Origin of the sequence: Streptomyces sp. NPDC048257, from assembly GCF_043201855.1 — a bacterium.
Taxonomy (GTDB): Bacteria; Actinomycetota; Actinomycetes; order Streptomycetales; family Streptomycetaceae; genus Streptomyces.
This window is the reverse complement of sequence record NZ_JBICZI010000002.1, coordinates 333,531-348,895: the sequence shown is the minus strand read 5'-3', so window position 1 is coordinate 348,895 and position 15,365 is coordinate 333,531. Positions and strand designations below refer to the sequence as shown.

Sequence of the window (15,365 nt, the reverse complement as noted above, 5' to 3'; positions counted from 1 at the left end):
TGCACAGGGGTTCCGCGCATGACCACCGGTCAGGATTACGCAAAGAGAAGGCACCCGACCGGCAGGACACCCCCTAGGCGAAGGCGCCCGCCACGAGGTCGGCGAGGAGGGCGCCCGCGCGTCCGTCCGGGTCCAGGTCCGGGTCGTAGATGGTGACGTTGATCCCCGCGCAGCGCGGCGAGCGCACCAGCACCGCGAGGAGCTCGGCGAGTTCGTCGGGGACCAGACCGCCGGGGTCGGGGCTGTCGACGGCCGGCATGACGCCCGGGTCCAGTACGTCGGCGTCCAGGTGCACCCAGAACCCGGCGGTGTGGGGCGGGTGCAGCCCGTCCAGCGCCGCCCGGGCCACCGGTCCCGCGCCGCGGCGGCGGATCTCCCCGACGGTGGCCACGGGGATCCCGGCCGTGTGAAGCTCGGCGAGGTCCGGGTCGCCGTCCCGGAGCCCGATGAGGCGTACGTCCTCGTCCCGCAGGTACGGCGAGAGTCCCTCCAGGTCCGAGAGGCCGGCCTGGCCGCGTCCGGTGGACAGGGCGAGCTCCTCGCCGCCGGCCGCGCCGACGGGGCCGTTCACGGCCTCGTTTCCGGGGTGGCGGAAGTCGGCGGAGCCGTCGATCGCGGCCAGTCCGTAGCGCCCCAGGCGGCGCATCGCGAGGGCCGCGCCGAGCTGGATGGAACAGTCACCGCCGAGCACGACCGGGAACACCCCGGCCCGCAGGTACCGTTCGATCCGGTCGGCGAGGGTGACGGTGTACGCGGCGAGGGCTTCGGCATGGAACACGCCGTCGCCCTCCTGCCAGTCGCCGCGGTCGTAGCGCGGCGGCACCACCACCCCGCCCTCACGGGCACCGAGCCGGGCCAGCAGTCCCTGTTCGCGCAGGGCCCCGGCGAGCTTGTAGACGCCCGGTACGGCGCCGGGCGCGGGCGGGCGCAGGCCGAGGTTGGAGGGGGCGTCGAGGAGCACGAGGGTTCGCATGTCCTCATCCTGTGCGATGGGGCCCGCCGGGGTCCTGCATTTCGGCCGTGACGGCCCAGCGCTCGTGGTCGCGCCAGGCGCCGTCGACCTTCAGGAAGTCCGGGGAGAGCCCCTCCAGCCGGAAACCGGCGCCCCGGACGAGGGCGATCGATGCGGTGTTGCCGGGCTGGACGTTGGCCTCCAGCCGGTGCAGCCCGAGGCCGCCTTCCGCCTCGGGGGCGAAGGCGTGCGCGCGGACGAGAGCGAGGCCCTCGCGGAACAGACCCCGCCCGGCGGCGTGCGCGAAGGCCCCGTAGCCGAGGGCCCCGCACTGGAAGGCGCCGCGCACGATGTTGTTGACGTTGACGAAGCCGGCGATGGCCCCGGTCCCCCGCTCGCACACGAGGAATCCGGCGCGGCCCTCACCCTCGGTCAGCCGGGCGGCGTAGGGCTCGTACTCCTCGATGGTGCCGGGCGGGGACAGCCAGGGGTGGCGCAGCTCCCGGCTCTCGTGCACGCGTGCGATGAACTCGGGCCCGTCGGCGAGCCGAAAGGGCCGCAGGCCCACCCGGCCGCCCTCCCGCAGGTAGATCGAAAAGGTCATCACCCCAGGCTACGAACCCACGCCCGGCCGCGCACGGTCCGCCGCGTCCCGTCGTCGAGGAGTGTGGAAGCATCATCGACGTGATCATGGACGAGACGGGAATGACGCCGCTCCGCAGGGCCGCGCTGAACAACGCCGCGTGGTGCGGGGCGGTGTGCCGTGCGCACGGTCTGGCGCCGCAGTACGACGGCCGGGGGCTCTGGTTCAGCGCGCGGCGGACTCCGCCGTCGTATCCCGATGCCGTGACCCTGGAGCCGGGCGTGCCCGCAAGGAGCGTGGTGCGGGGGGTCGACACCGGCTCGCCCGGCTGCTCGGTGAAGGACAGCTTCGCCGATCTCGATCTGGCCGGGGAGGGCTTCGAGGTGCTGTTCGAGGCGCAGTGGATCCACCGGCCGGCCGGGGCGCCGCTCCCGAAGGCGAATGCGGGACGCCTGGCGTGGTCCGAGGTGTCGGGCGCCGGGGAGCTGGCGGCCTGGGAGGCGGCCTTCGACGGCGAGGTGAGCCCGGAGGGCGATGCGCTGTTCCGGCCGGCCCTGCTCGGCGGGGGCACCGTCTTCCTCGCCGGTCGCGCCGGGGGCAGGATCGTCGCCGGGGCCGTCCTGAGCACCGGCGGGGGCGTGGTCGGCGTCTCCAACCTGTTCGGCGGCGATGCCGCCTGGGCGGGTGTCCTCGACGCGGCCGCCGCCCGGTGGCCGGAGGGGGACATGGTCGGCTACGAGCACGGGGAGGACCTGGAGGCGGCGGTCCGGAGCGGCTTCACCGCGATCGGCCCGCTGCGTGTGTGGCTCCGCACGAGCGACGAGCCCCGCCTTTTGGCGGATTGATCAACTTCGGGTGAGACTGACGCCGTGACATCGAATCAGGCCAGTCGGCTCATAGGCGCCGTGTTCGGGCTCGTCTTCGTCCTGGCGAACGCCGGAGCGCTGCCCACGGCCGCCGCCGTCGCGCTGCGCGTGCTCGCGGTCGCCGTGTTCATCGGGCTGTTCATCGCCCTGCGGCGGACGCGCGCGCCCCAACCCGCCGACGGCGCGGCGCCGAAGCCGTTCGGCCGGGGGTACCGCCTCGTGGTGGCCGCCGAGGTGGTGGCCGCGCTGGCCGGTGCGTTCGTCGTCAACCGCGTGCTGCACGCCCCGCAGGCCACGGTCGCCTGGATCAGTCTCGTCGTCGGCCTGCACTTCTTCGGCCTCGCGGCCGTGTGGCGCATGCCGCCGCTGCGGCTGCTCGCCGCCGCCATGGCCGCATGCGGCGCCGCCGGGCTGGTCCTGGCCGCCTCCGGAGCCTCCCTCGCCGTCATCGCGACCGTCGCGGGCATCGCCCCCGGCGCCCTGCTCCTCGGCTCGGTCTGGTGGACCGTGCGCACCACTCCGGCAGCCACGGCCGTGACCCCCTAGGTTTCCAGTTCCAGCCGGGGGACGTCGGTCCGGTCGATGCCGAAGACCTGGGCGTACAGCGACAGTTCGGCCTCCAGCGCGCGGATCATGGTGTCGGCCCGCCGGAAGCCGTGGCCCTCGCCCTCGAAGGTCACGTACGCGTGCGGCACCGGCCGGCCCTGCAGGGCGGTGAGCAGCCGCTCCGCCTGGGCCGGCGGGCAGACCGGGTCCTCCAGCCCCTGCAGCAGGACGAACGGCGCCGTGATCCCGTCGGCGCGGGCCACCGGGGAACGCTCCCGGCTCAGTACGGCAAGGGTCTGCGGCGGCCCGGCCAGGCTCTCGATGTAGCGGGATTCCAGGTCGTGGGTCTCCTCGGCGAAGCCCACCAGGTCCAGCACCGGGTAGATGATCGCGGCGCAGGCGTACAGGTCGGTGGCGGCCAGCGAGGCCGCCGCGGTCCAGCCGCCCGCGCTGCCGCCGCGGATGGCGAGCCGGGCGGGGTCGGCGGTGCCCTCGGCGGCCAGCGCCCGGGCCACCGCCGCGCAGTCCTCCACGTCCACCACGCCCCACTGCTCGCGCAGCCGCTCCCGGTAGGCGCGCCCGTACCCGGTGGACCCGCCGTAGTTCACCTCGGCCACGCCGATGCCGCGCGAGGTGAAGTAGGCGATGTGCAGGTCCAGTACGGGCGGCACGTGGTCGGTGGGGCCGCCGTGCGCCCAGACCACGTACGGGGGCAGTTCGTCGGCGGCAGCCCTGCACGCCGGGTGGTGCGGCGGGTAGACGTGCGCATGGATCTGGCGGTTGTCGGGGCCGAGGAAGGTGCGGCTCTGCGGCTCCGGGTAGTAGGCCGGGTCCACCGGGTCCGGGCGCTGCGCGCCGACCGCCCGGGCGTGCCCGGTGGCGGTGTCCAGCTCGACCACCTCGTACGCGCTGCGCGGGCTGGCGGCGACCCCGTAGACCCGGGTGCCGTACACCGCGAGGGTGGGCTGCCAGGCCGTCCACGGTCCGGCGGCGTCCACCAGGTCGCCGCTCTCCGGGTCGAGGATGCCGAGCACCGGGGAGCCCTGCCCGTGCAGGACGGCGACGAGCTCGCTCCCGGAGCCCGCGGCGTGCGGGGTGTCCCCGGGCAGCGGTGCGAGCCAGCGCAGCCCCGGCTTCCACAGCGGGCCGCCGAACTCCTCCTCCCTCGGGCAGAGGTTGATGGCCCAGCCGGTGCGCGGGTCCACGCTGTACGGGTTCCACCAGCCGCCGCGGTCGCTGACCGCGAGAAGGGCCCCCTCGGCCGTCCACTCGACCTGGGCGACGGCCTCGTCGGGGCCGCCGAGTACGGTCCGGGCGTCGGCCAGCTCCCCGTCCGCGGTGACCTCGGCCACCCGCAGCTCGGTGCCGTCCCAGGGCATCCGGGGGTGGTCCCACACCAGCCAGGCGGCCCGCCGGCCGTCCGGGGAGAGCCGGGGCCCGGTGGTGAACCGGTACCGGTCGTGCGTCAGCTCCCGCACCGCGCCGCGGTCCGTGGCCGCCGAGCCGTCCAGCGGTACGGCGGCCAGCACCCGGCGCACATCGGTCGGGGCGGGCCCGGTGAACTCCTCCAGCACGCACCAGACTTCGCCGCCACGCAGCACCGGGTCGGCCCAGCGCAGGCCGCCGCCGGAGCCGGAGAGCGGGGTGAGGGGCCGCGGTTCGGGCCCGCCGGGCCCGCCGGGCGCGTCGGGCTCGTACGCGTACAGCCGCTGGTCGGCGAAGTGGACGAAGACCAGCAGGGGCCCGCCTTCGGGCCGCTGCGCCCCGGCCCAGGGCAGGCCGCCGTACTCGGTGACGCGGCTGCGCACGTTCCAGGGCGCGGCCAGTTCGGTGACCTCGGGCCCGCCGTCGGCAAGGCGGCGGCGCACCAGGGTCCGGCGGCCGGCCTCCTCGGGCCGGGGCTCGGTCCACCACACCTCGGGACCGACGGTGCCGAGGTACTCGGGGCGCCCGTCGAACGAGGCCGCGAGGCCCGCGTCGATGGGTGAGGGCCAGCTGCCGTAGGGCCGCGTCGTCGCCGCCATCACCGGGCCCCGCTCACAGGGACCGCAGCGCGTGGTCGAGGACGCGGACGCCGAAGTGCAGGGCTTCGACCGGGACCCGCTCGTCCACGCCGTGGAAGAGGGCCCAGTAGTCGAAGCCGGGCGGCAGCTTCAGCGGGGAGAAGCCGTAGCCGGTGATGCCGAGGCGGGAGAACTGCTTGGCGTCGGTGCCGCCCGCCATGCAGTAGGGGACCACGTGCCCGGCCGGGTCGAACCGCTCGACGGACTCGCGCAGGATCCCGTACGTGCGCCCGTCCACGGGGGCGGCGAGGGCGACCTCCCGGTGGTGGAACTCCCAGCGCACGTCGGGGCCGGTGAGTGCGTCGAGGGTGGCGATGAACTCGGCCTCGCCGCCGGGCACGGTCCGGCCGTCGACGTAGGCGGTGGCGCGCTCGGGGATCACGTTGAGCTTGTAACCGGCGCTGATCATGGTCGGGTTGGCGCTGTTGCGCACGGTAGCCCGGACCAGCGCGCCGGCCGGCCCGAGCTCGTCGAGGAGCTCGTCGACGTCGAGGCCGGGCCGCCGCGGGTCCACCGACAGGCCTTGCAGGGCGGCGAGTTCGGTGATGCAGGCGGTGACGGTGTCGGTGAGCCGGACCGGCCACTCGTACTCACCGATCCGTGCGACGGCGGCGGCGAGCCGGCTGACGGCGTTGGCCCTGTTGGGCTTGGAGCCGTGACCGGCGGTGCCGTGCGCGGTCAGCTTCAGCCAGGCGGTGCCCCGCTCGCCGGCCGCGATCGGGTAGAGGGCGCGGCCGCCGGGGCCGGAGTGCACGGTGAAGGCGCCGGACTCGCTGATGCCCTCGGTGCAGCCTTCGAAGAGGTGCGGATGGCGCTCGGCGAGGAAGCCGGAGCCGTCGACCGCACTGTCCTCCTCGTCGGCGGTGTAGGCGAGCACGATGTCCCGGCGCGGTTTCACCCCCGCGCGCGCCCAGGCCCGTACGACGGCCAGCACCATCGCGTCCGTGTTCTTCATGTCGACGGCGCCCCGCCCCCAGACCACGCCGTCCCGGATCTCGCCGGAGAAGGGGTCCGTGCTCCAGTCGGCGGCTTCGGCCGGGACCACGTCGAGGTGGCCGTGTACGAGGAGGGCTTCGGCGGAGGGGTCGGTGCCCTCGATCCGGGCGACCACGTTGGTGCGGCCCGGACTGCGCTCCAGCAGGACCGGCTCCAGGCCGGCGGCGGCGAGCCGCTCGGCGACGTACTCGGCGGCGGGGCGCTCGCGGCAGTCGCCGCCGCCCCGGTTGGTCGTGTCGATCCGGATGAGACCGGAGGTGAACTCGACGGCCTCGTCGAGGGCCACCCCGTCCACCGCGTCCACCCCGTCCACCGCGTCCACCGCCTCCCCCGTGTCCACCGCCTCCTCCGCGTCCACGGCGTCGACGGCACCGGCGGGGCGCTCGGCGTTGATTGCGCACATGTCAGCCATACTGCTCCTCCACTGCCGCCGAGACGACCGTCGTGACCGCTTTGAAGGCCCGGATCCCCTCGTACATCGTTTCGCTGGTGTACGCGACCCGGCGCTCCCCGCACCGGTCCACACCCGGGACCACCGTCGCGGCCATCGCGAGGTGCGCGGCGTCGAACTCCAGCTCCACGGTGAAGGGCCCGCCGCGGACCGGATCGTGGCGTACGGCAAGGGCGGCGGCCTCCTTGGCGGCGGCCCGGATGTCGGCGGCGGTACGGGCCGGGGTCCGGCAGACGGCGGCATAGCGCGAGACGTGGTCCTTGACGGCGACGGTCGCGGCTCCCGGGGCGTATCCGGCGGCGTCCACGCAGGTGAGGTCGTCGCCGGTGACCAGGACGACGGGGACCCCGTACTCGGCGACGACGTGGGCGTTGAGCAGCCCCTCGCCGGCGCGCGTCCCGTTGAGCCAGACCCCGGTGATGGAGTTGGCGAGGTAGGTGTGGGCGAGGACCCCCTCGGAGCCGGCCCCGGTGTGGTAACCGACGAAGGCGACGCCGTCGACGTCGCCGTGCTGGACGCCCTCGACCATGGAGAGGGTCTTGTGGCGGCCGGTGAGCATCTCGGCGCGGGCGTCGAGCTTCTCCAGCAGCAGGTTGCGCATGGTCCAGTGCGCCTCGTTGATGACGACCTGGTCGGCTCCGCCGTCGTAGAAGCCGAGCACGGCGGCGTTGACGTCCGAGGTGAACATCGCGCGGCAGCGTTCCCACTGGGGGGTTCCGGGCAGCACGTCCGCGGGCCAGGTGACGCCGGTGGCGCCTTCCATGTCGGCGGAGATGAGGATCTTCATCGGGCCCCCGGGCGGTCGGTTGCGCTCAGGGGCCCACCCTAGCCGCCGGGGCCTGAAGTGGCCGTGGGGCTCGCGCCCCGGCGCGTTGCGCGGCCCGCAGGCCGCCGCATTCACCCGATCCGGTGAGGCCGCCGCCCCGGCCTCACCGTCAACGCCGTTGCTCAGGACTCCACTTCGGTGGCCAGGTTCTCGAGCACGGTGTCGTAGATCCGGCCGAGGCCCTTGGGCGCGAAGGTGCGCTCGAAGAAGCCGCCGATGCCGCCGGCGCCGTTCCACACGGTGGTGACCACGGCCTTGGACTTGCCCTCACCGGCGGGGGTGACCACCCAGGTGGTGACCATGGAGGAGTTACGGTCCTTCTCCACCAGCTGGCCGTCGGTGGGCTCGGTGACCTCCAGCAGGCAGTCGCGCACGCGCTTGCTGGTGGCCTGGAGCTTCCAGTGCACCAGGGTGCCCTCGCCGTCGCCGCCCTCGCGCACCTCGTACTCGCTGAAGTGCTCGGGCAGCAGCTTCCCGCGGGTCCCGGTGTAGTCCGCCAGCGCGTCGAACACGGTCTCCGCGTCAGCCGCGATGATCCGCTCCGTGGTGGCCTCGACCTGCGCCATAGCTGTTCCTCCAGCAGTTGTGTCGGCTCGTCACGGCGAAGCCAACCACCTCCGGGGCGGGGGCCCAAATCCGGTCCGGGGACCGGCACCGGCGCGTCAGCCGCGGCAGCGCACGTTCACCAGGAGCGTGTCGGGCGGCAGCGCCTCCAGGCAGGCCTGCGCGGCGGCCATGGCCTCGGCCACCGCCTCCCGGGCCCGGTCCCGGGCGCGCCCGGGCAGGCACACCGTCATGCTCCATCCCGCCAGGGCGGTCACCCTCGCACGTCCGTCCGGCGCCGACCAGCGGATGTACCGTGCCGCACGATCATGGGAACGTTTGTTCTATTCTCGGCCGGTGAGCAACCGAGGGAGGCGCACATGCGCTGGGACAACCTGACCGACGGCACCACGGGTCCGGCCGGGCTCTTCGGGGCCGACGCCGTCGTGACCCGCACCGTCGACACCCCCGAGTTCCGGGGGATCACCTTCCACGAGGTACGGGCCCGGTCGATCGTGAACCGGGTGCCCGGGGCCTCGCGCATGCCGTTCGAATGGACCGTGAACCCGTACCGGGGCTGCAGCCACGCCTGCGTGTACTGCTTCGCGCGCAAGACGCACAGCTATCTCGACCTCGACACCGGCATCGGCTTCGACTCGCAGATCGTCGTCAAGACCAACGCCCCCGAACTGCTGCGCCGCGAGCTCGGCTCGCCCCGCTGGACCGGCGCGCACGTCGCCATGGGCACCAACGTCGACTGCTACCAGCGCGCCGAAGGCAGTTGCACACCCCCCGAAGCATGCTTGACCTGCAAAAACACCAAACCGCCCCGCCATGCGTCCGGTGGAGGCACACAAACGGGGCGCTTCAGCGGACGTCAGCCCACTACCGGGACGGGGTGGTCCGGGGAGTCGAGCCAGGCCCGTTCCCCGTCGCTGTCCACGGTCAGGCCGAACCGCTCGAACCCGGGTTGTCCCTGCCCCTCCCACCAGAGGTAGGCGGCTTCCGTCTCGTCCCACAGCCTTCGCGGGCCGGACTGCACCACGTCCAAGGAGTCGGCCCCCGGCTCATAGTCGACGGACGCCCAAGACAGGGTGTCAGCGCTGTAGGTCCACAGCGTGTAGGCGCCGTCGTCATAGCGCTCCACGGTCCAGAACGCCCCGGCCATCTGTAGCCCGATCGCGAACTGTTCCACCCATCCGCCGACCTCAGCGGGGGAAAGCCTCGTGGTGCTCCTGGCGCCGTCTGCGGGCCACTCATGACCCTTGAGGTAGGCGTCATGGGGATGCAGTGCCGGGCGCTGCTGTCGAAGCCGCATGAAGGCGCTGGAGCGCGTGAACGGGCCGCTCGCGGCCCCACCGGCCACAGTCAGCCGGGCAATCGCCTCCCCTCCATACAGGGGCCCCCAGGGGGCCACGATCAGCCCGCCGGCCAGGGTCTGGTCCACCCAAGCCCGTGGAACTTCCCCGATCGAACAGGTAGCGATCACTCGATCGTACGGAGCGCCCCCGACGTAACCCAGCCTTCCGTCCCCGACGATCACCAGCGGGGAGATTCCGGCGGTGCGCTGATTCTCTGCGGCCCCCCTGGCGACAGCAGGGTCGAACTCAATGGAGACGACGTTCTCAGCGCCGAGTCGATGAGCGAGGAGCGCCGCATTCCAGCCCGTTCCCGTCCCGATCTCCAGAACCCTGTGGCCGTCCTTCACATCAAGATCGGTCAGCATCGAGAACACCATGTGAGGCTGAGAACTGGAGCTTGAAGGCGTCTTGCCCAACCCGTCCCCGGTATGGCTGCCGTCGTCCCACTGAGTGGTGAGCGGGATATCAGAGTGCACGGCCCTGAGCCACGCGTCCGGGTCCTTTGCGCGGTCCACCACGGGGTTTTGCCGGGTGCCGTCAGCGATGCCAGGCCAGATGCGGTCAGGGACGAACATGTCCCGAGGGACTGCCTTGAACGTCGGCAGCCAATCCGATTGGAGAGCGCCCGAAGCAACGAGCGCAGAGGCGAGCCCCGAAGGACCCACCTCCTCTTTGCGCGCGGTCATCCGGTGCTACTTCTTCGCGGGGCCGGAACCGTCAGAGCTGTTCCCGCCGCTTCCCGTGTCGGTACCGCCGCCCCCGTGTCCGCGCCCGCTGCTGCCGTCGTCCTGCTGGCTGCCGCCCTGACCGCTTCCGGAACCGCCACCGTGCTTGGGCATCTGCTACTCCTCAACTCGTGATGGATGTGGGGGCTTGCTGGCCCGCCCTGACGGGGCGGGAGTCTGCCTCAGGTCTTCGCGACCCGATGGACAACGGCGATGTCTTCGAACCCTCGGAGAAACCGACTGTGCCCCTGATTCAGAGCCGTGTGGGTCATGCACTGGCGGTCTACTGCGGCCACGTCGGGACCGGGCACAGCAGACCATCCACAGTCCGTAAAGAGGCAGCTTGCTACCACGGTGGGTACGGTCTCCGGGTCCCGGATGATCCGGTGTTCGGCGTGCCGGATTACGGATCTCACGGCCGACCCCCGCCAACCTTGACGCACCGGAGATGCCAGTAGGCGACGCAGGGCGGGCCCTCCTTGCGTGCGAGCATCCCCCGCCGGGCGGGCAGGTGCAGGGGGATCGACTTGCGGCAGGCCGGGCAGGTCTCGCGCTTCGCGGTGAAGGTCACGTAATCGAACTCGTCCTCTGCTGCAACAGCCTTACTCACCATGCCCGCCGTCCCCTCGCTGCTGTCGTGATGACGGCGACGCTAGGGGTGGCACAACGGCAGTTCCCAGCAACTTGCATCAGCTTGCGCGTCAGTTGCTCGCAGGCGGCCTTGACTGTCCACGTTGGAACGAGAAGATGGCCATGCAAGTTCAGGCAAACCACATCCGGAGAGAGGCCGTCATGGCGCTACGGTTCGTTGGGATCGACCCGAACACTGACCTTGAGCACTGCCCCACCGTCTGGGCCGACGAGGAGGCCGGCGAGCTGGTGTTGCAGGGGTGGAAGGCGGGCCCTGCACTCCGCGCAACCTGTGAGGCGAATAGCCCGGCCAGGGGTTCCATCCCTGACAGCGAGGAAGTCATCAGGATTCCGGCACGCATGGTGCCGATGATCAGGAAAGCGTGCGATGCCGTCGAGCGTTCCGCCGTTCAGTGAGCTACTGGCCAACACCCGTGAATCGGCCGTCCATTTGGAACTGCGAGACGACTATGGGAGCAACCCCCGGCTAGAAGCATGGCAACGCGGTGAACGCGTCGACTGGGACGACCGCGAATCCTGGTGGCATCCGTTCCACCAGACCATTGCGGATGCCGTAGCCCGTGGTGTGGCCATTCGTCGTGCCCGAGTGGTATCGGAGCCTGTCAGCGGGTACATCCGCTGGGAGCACTACGCGACGCGCGCAAACGTCATGGCTGGCGAGGACGTGCGCTGGCTGCCCCGCAGTCACGCAACGGGGTTCCTGGTACCCGCCAATGACTTCTGGCTGTTCGACGGAAACCTAGTCCGCTTCCACCACTTCGCCGGAGACGGCAGCCACGTCACGGATGAACTAAGCACTGACGCCAGCACTTTGAAGCTCTGTGTCAGTGCGTTCGAGGAAGTCTGGCAGCGCGCAACTCCACACAGCCGATACACGATCTGAGCCGAACCGGACAGCCAACCAATGTCATCCCCTTCGTCCAAAGCCCAAGAAGCCAGGGAAGCCGTAGCCATGCGGTTGCGGGAGATGAGGCTTGACGCGGGAATCACCGCCCGCGAGTTGGCTGTCCGGTGCGGGTGGAGTGAGTCCAAGTCGTCGCGGATTGAGCACGCCAAAACACCGCCCAGCGATGCCGACATAAAGGCATGGTGCACAGCATGCGGCATGCCAGGAAATGCCGATGACTTGATCGCTGCCAACCGGCAAGCGGATTCCATGTACGTCCAGTGGAAGCGGCTGCAACGCACAGGGCTCCGGCGGCTACAAGAGTCGGGCGTACCGCTCTACGAGCAGACACAGCAGTTCCACGTCTATTGTTCCAACGTGGTGCCAGGATTCTTCCAGACCCCCGGTTACGCAACTGCCTTGCTGACCTCCATCGCGCAGTTTCGGGGGACACCCGACGACGTGTCGGACGCTGTGAAAGCGCGCATGAACAGATCACATGTAATCCGCGAAGGTAACCACCGGTTCGCTGTGCTGGTTGAAGAATCAGTGTTGCGGTACCGCATCGGCAGCGCCGAAATAATGGCTGCTCAGCTAGGTCATCTATTTTCCGTGATGGCGCTGCCTTCCATCTCGCTGGGAATCATTCCGTTCACAGCACCCCGGCAAGCATGGCCGTTGGAGACGTTCACCATTTTTGATGGCCAGCGTGTTCACGTGGAAACTCTTTCGGCGGCTATTAAAGAAACTCAGCCGAGTGACGTAGCTCTGTACCTCAAGGCATTTGGGAAGCTGAAAGAGGTTGCCGTGTACGGGGCTGATGCTCGAACATTGCTCACGTCTGGCATCAACGCACTGGCGTAGTCGATGAGACGCCAGTAGTTGGAACGAGCTCCGCGCCGGGGATCAGGAGGCCGCGAACACGGGCAGGCTGGCGTGGCCCGGTACGGTGCCCCCTGACTTGAAGTCCACCCAGTTGCTCGAAACGCCTCCCTGAGGCGCACGCCGCGTGCATGATGGCGCTCATGCTGACAAGTCTCCTGCCGGGCTTCCGCCACTTTCGGACGCCGTTCGCCCTTGGCGTGCTATTCGCGTTTCAAGTATGGATCTTGATAGGTGAGCACGTTCCCAGCCGGTCGGAAGCACAGGGTTTTATCGATCGGGTTTACGCGTTGGGCAGCGTCGCTGGTAGTGCGGCCGTCACGGCCGCTATCTCATTCCTGCTGTACCTAGTAGGAGATATCGTCCGGCTGTCGTCGAATCAAATGATGGGCATTCTGTCGCGACTTAAGCTTCCGCAAGTGGCCCCTCATCGATTTGCCACCCTCTCGGCTCAATCGAAAGCCGCGCTATTCGAATTTGCTTCGACTGCATTCAAGGTGAGGAAAGATACGGCCTCTGATGACGATTTCAGGAAACTAAGGGATGAAATCGTGCTCGAGTTCACTGAGATCAGAATGGGTCTGATTGCCAATCATTTGGATGTGTACTTGGAGCATGACCGATTCGATGCCGAGGCCGACTTTCGTTTGAATGTAGGCTTCTATTCAATTTCTCTCTGGCCGATCCTTGCTTGGTGCTGGACCCCATGGATGCTTCTCGGAGTATTCGCCTCGGTGGTCCTGTTCGGTAACGGATTGAGGGCCCTTAGGGATGCTAATGAGATCTTGGTGCAGGCAATTGTGTCGGGAATTGCGTCATCCCGAGTCTATCTTGACGAAGCGGATCGAGATTTTCCGCGTTCCTCAGGGAGTGTGACTATTGGGCCTAGGACAAGCAGGCGCTGAGGTTCCGCGCAAATTGCTTGAGTTGCGGCGCCAGAGTTCTGCCTCCCTGCCGGTCGATCTCAGGGCCGGGAGGGGGTCACCCCCCAGGGGGTAGGCGCGATCAGTACGGCGGAACGTCATTCGACTTTGGCTTGGGCCTTCTCGGCAGCCCATCCGCCCGGCTGGTTCTTAGCCGTTTCCTGGTTGTGGCAAGCAGTACACAACGGCCTAAGATGCTTTGGCGCATCAGGCATTACCTCACCTCTTGCCAGCAATTTCTTACGGCTCAATGGCCAATGGTCAGCAACGTTGGCGAGTACATAGGACACACCATGGATTCGCGTAGAGGTACGCCTTTCGCTTTCGCTGCCAACCAACGTCATAGCCGCGCTTGCCTGCTGATCCTCGCTGTTGCTCTCTCTGCCGCTTGTGTTCAGCGCACGGACCGCCATCCGTGAGTTCTCTACAACCTGGTTGGCTGCATGGCTTCTTGGGCTTTCGGGGCATGGCTACTCCAAAGGGTCTGGCTGCCAGCCCGAGGCCCGGTGGCAGGGCAGGGTTAACGCCAGCGAAGGGGGCAGGTGTCGTGGCCTCGGAGCATGAGTGCAGGTCATCCAGGGTGGGGCCCAAATGCCGGCGGGAGGGCGCAGGTTGCGCAGGGGAAGGCCCCGCTTGTTGGCGTGCGGCCCCCTTGACTGTTCGACTTCTGAGCCAAGAAGGTTGCCCGCATGGACGCAGGATTGGCAGCAGTGCTCGGGGCGTTGGCAGGTTCGGTGGCAACCATCGGTGCAGCCATGAGCACGGGGTGGGCGCAGCGTGAAGCTGTTCGCATTACAGCGCGCGCAGAACATCGGAAAGAAAGGCGAGAGCCGCGACACGGTGGCTAGTGGGGCGGCCGGGTAATCAGTCCGATTCCGACTACGTGTGTGTTGGCAGTCCTGAGACCCAGCGCGCGAAGAGTCCGCGTGAATGCCCCGAGCGGAACGGAGGGCCGGTCCTTCGCGGCTAGCCAATCCTGGATAACCGCATAGACGTTGCCGATCCGCTCATAAGCTCCGGGAATTGGCTTCACGCTGACATCTAGGGCAGCGCAAATATTCGCCACGTGTGGAAGGCCTTCGGGGCGGAACTCAGCCATTGGCGTCGTCCCCTTCGAAAGTCAGACGGTGAAGCACCGTGAATGCGGCCAGCACGTCAGCGCGGTCCGTCGCGTCCCGAGGAATTCGGGTATGCGTTTCAAGGACGTTGAGCGCCTGAGCTATCTCCTCATCGTTCAACGTTCCGCCTTCCTGTGTCCGCGTTCGCGTATGCCCTGACTAGTATTTCCATGGTCGCCTTCTTTATTTCCGGCGAAACTGCCGGGAACTGCTTGGGTGGAGTTGCCGCATCCCATATCCGCATCGAATTGACGCAGGACACCTCAACATTCTGTCTGGTCTCGTCCGGGTATCGGTCCCGCCCGGCTTCCGTCAGAGCGTCGATGACAGCAGGAAGCACCGCCTTTCCGTGCTGGCGGAATGCACGGTCATACGCCCGGTGGTCCCGCTTGCACAGCGGCATGTAGTGCGCTGTGGTGTCGCTCCATAGACAGCCATCTCGGAAAGTCTCGCGCGGGTCCTGGTGGTCGTATGCCCATTCCTTAGCGAAAGCGCCACAGAAGGCACACGGCTTGAGATTCGCCGGACCCTTCGCATTGACCACCCGCCGGTGAGCCTGTCGATATTCATGCCGTGCAGTAGCCACGGGTAAGTCCTCGTTCCTGCAGAAAACAAGAAAACCCCGCACCCGGGGAGTACACGCCTTCGCCTGCCAGGGCTCGAAGGAATGCGCTAAACCCGGGTACGGGGCTGATTGTGGGGCCGCGCGGATACCCTGGCAGGCACGCGACGATGAAGACGTAAGGGTGTCTTCGTAAGAGGTCTAGTGAGTGGACCGCCTGCCGCAGGTCGAAAACTCGACTTTCCCGGCCGGCCGTGACGCGACTCACAAAAGAAAGCAGCGGGGGCGGGTTGCTGTGGAAAATCTGGCCAGTACCTAAGCAACCGACAATCACCGCACTGTGTAGAAGTGTAGGTTCACGGTGAGGTCTCAGTTTTGCTTAGACGTTCCTAGAGCTAAACCTGAGAGAGATATCTTTCTACACTTCTACA

At 68.7% G+C, this 15,365-nt stretch carries 15 protein-coding genes and 1 pseudogene; 7 read left to right on the top strand and 9 right to left on the bottom strand.

Features of this window, described 5'->3' with window-relative positions; all coding sequences use genetic code 11:
- Nucleotides 1–73: 73 nt before the first annotated feature.
- Entirely contained in the window at nt 74–973 is a 900-nt protein-coding gene (locus tag ACGFZK_RS05585) for an arginase family protein (RefSeq protein WP_393847537.1), read from the bottom strand.
- A 4-nt stretch (nt 974–977) separates the two neighbouring features.
- The gene (locus tag ACGFZK_RS05580; RefSeq protein ID WP_393847536.1) at nt 978–1,556 is read right to left on the bottom strand and encodes a GNAT family N-acetyltransferase; all 579 of its coding nucleotides are present in this window, start codon (nt 1,554–1,556) and stop codon (nt 978–980) included.
- An 86-nt stretch (nt 1,557–1,642) separates the two neighbouring features.
- Between ACGFZK_RS05580 and ACGFZK_RS05575 the strand changes: the two genes are divergently transcribed.
- Entirely contained in the window at nt 1,643–2,380 is a 738-nt protein-coding gene (locus ACGFZK_RS05575) for a hypothetical protein (RefSeq protein ID WP_393847535.1), read from the top strand.
- Between the two features lie 24 nt (nt 2,381–2,404).
- The gene (locus ACGFZK_RS05570; protein ID WP_393847534.1) at nt 2,405–2,947 is read left to right on the top strand and encodes a hypothetical protein; all 543 of its coding nucleotides are present in this window, start codon (nt 2,405–2,407) and stop codon (nt 2,945–2,947) included.
- Here ACGFZK_RS05570 and ACGFZK_RS05565 read toward each other — a convergent pair.
- The 5 genes from ACGFZK_RS05565 to ACGFZK_RS05545 all read right to left on the bottom strand — a co-directional run bounded on the left by ACGFZK_RS05565 (nt 2,944) and on the right by ACGFZK_RS05545 (nt 8,104).
- On the bottom strand, nt 2,944–4,971 hold the full coding sequence (locus ACGFZK_RS05565) for a prolyl oligopeptidase family serine peptidase (RefSeq protein ID WP_393847533.1): 2,028 nt from the start codon (nt 4,969–4,971) through the stop codon (nt 2,944–2,946). The genes ACGFZK_RS05570 and ACGFZK_RS05565 overlap by 4 nt on opposite strands.
- 13 nt (nt 4,972–4,984) lie before the next feature.
- On the bottom strand, nt 4,985–6,409 hold the full coding sequence (locus tag ACGFZK_RS05560; protein ID WP_393847532.1) for a M20/M25/M40 family metallo-hydrolase: 1,425 nt from the start codon (nt 6,407–6,409) through the stop codon (nt 4,985–4,987).
- A 1-nt stretch (nt 6,410) separates the two neighbouring features.
- A complete protein-coding gene (locus ACGFZK_RS05555; protein ID WP_393847531.1) occupies nt 6,411–7,244 on the bottom strand; it encodes a M55 family metallopeptidase in 834 nt (277 codons plus the stop codon).
- A gap of 161 nt (nt 7,245–7,405) precedes the next feature.
- Nucleotides 7,406–7,849, bottom strand: coding sequence for an SRPBCC family protein (locus ACGFZK_RS05550; RefSeq protein ID WP_393847530.1), 444 nt, complete (start codon nt 7,847–7,849; stop codon nt 7,406–7,408).
- Nucleotides 7,850–7,945: 96 nt separating this feature from the next.
- Complete coding sequence (locus tag ACGFZK_RS05545; protein ID WP_393847529.1) at nt 7,946–8,104, bottom strand: hypothetical protein; 159 nt, start codon at nt 8,102–8,104, stop codon at nt 7,946–7,948.
- A 102-nt stretch (nt 8,105–8,206) separates the two neighbouring features.
- Between ACGFZK_RS05545 and ACGFZK_RS05540 the strand changes: the two are divergent.
- A pseudogene (locus ACGFZK_RS05540) lies at nt 8,207–8,605 on the top strand (radical SAM protein); the annotation flags it as partial.
- 98 nt (nt 8,606–8,703) lie between these two features.
- On the opposite strand, the gene ACGFZK_RS05535 reads toward ACGFZK_RS05540, so the two are convergent.
- Together ACGFZK_RS05535 and ACGFZK_RS05530 are read right to left on the bottom strand one after the other, a co-directional pair.
- The gene (locus ACGFZK_RS05535; RefSeq protein ID WP_393847528.1) at nt 8,704–9,873 is read right to left on the bottom strand and encodes a methyltransferase domain-containing protein; all 1,170 of its coding nucleotides are present in this window, start codon (nt 9,871–9,873) and stop codon (nt 8,704–8,706) included.
- A 6-nt stretch (nt 9,874–9,879) separates the two neighbouring features.
- A complete protein-coding gene (locus tag ACGFZK_RS05530; RefSeq protein ID WP_393847527.1) occupies nt 9,880–10,026 on the bottom strand; it encodes a hypothetical protein in 147 nt (48 codons plus the stop codon).
- A 678-nt stretch (nt 10,027–10,704) separates the two neighbouring features.
- On the opposite strand from ACGFZK_RS05530, the gene ACGFZK_RS05525 reads away from it, so the two are divergent.
- The 4 genes from ACGFZK_RS05525 (at nt 10,705) to ACGFZK_RS05510 (ending at nt 13,236) form a co-directional block, all read left to right on the top strand.
- Nucleotides 10,705–10,959, top strand: a complete 255-nt coding sequence (locus ACGFZK_RS05525; RefSeq protein ID WP_393847864.1) for a hypothetical protein — start codon at nt 10,705–10,707, stop codon at nt 10,957–10,959.
- Nucleotides 10,931–11,446: a DUF6879 family protein gene (locus tag ACGFZK_RS05520; RefSeq protein ID WP_393847526.1), complete on the top strand. Its 516-nt coding sequence runs from the start codon at nt 10,931–10,933 to the stop codon at nt 11,444–11,446. Before ACGFZK_RS05525 ends, ACGFZK_RS05520 begins: the two co-directional genes overlap by 29 nt.
- A gap of 21 nt (nt 11,447–11,467) precedes the next feature.
- The gene (locus ACGFZK_RS05515; protein WP_393847525.1) at nt 11,468–12,313 is read left to right on the top strand and encodes a helix-turn-helix domain-containing protein; all 846 of its coding nucleotides are present in this window, start codon (nt 11,468–11,470) and stop codon (nt 12,311–12,313) included.
- A gap of 161 nt (nt 12,314–12,474) precedes the next feature.
- A complete protein-coding gene (locus tag ACGFZK_RS05510) occupies nt 12,475–13,236 on the top strand; it encodes a hypothetical protein (RefSeq protein WP_393847524.1) in 762 nt (253 codons plus the stop codon).
- Nucleotides 13,237–15,365: the final 2,129 nt, after the last annotated feature.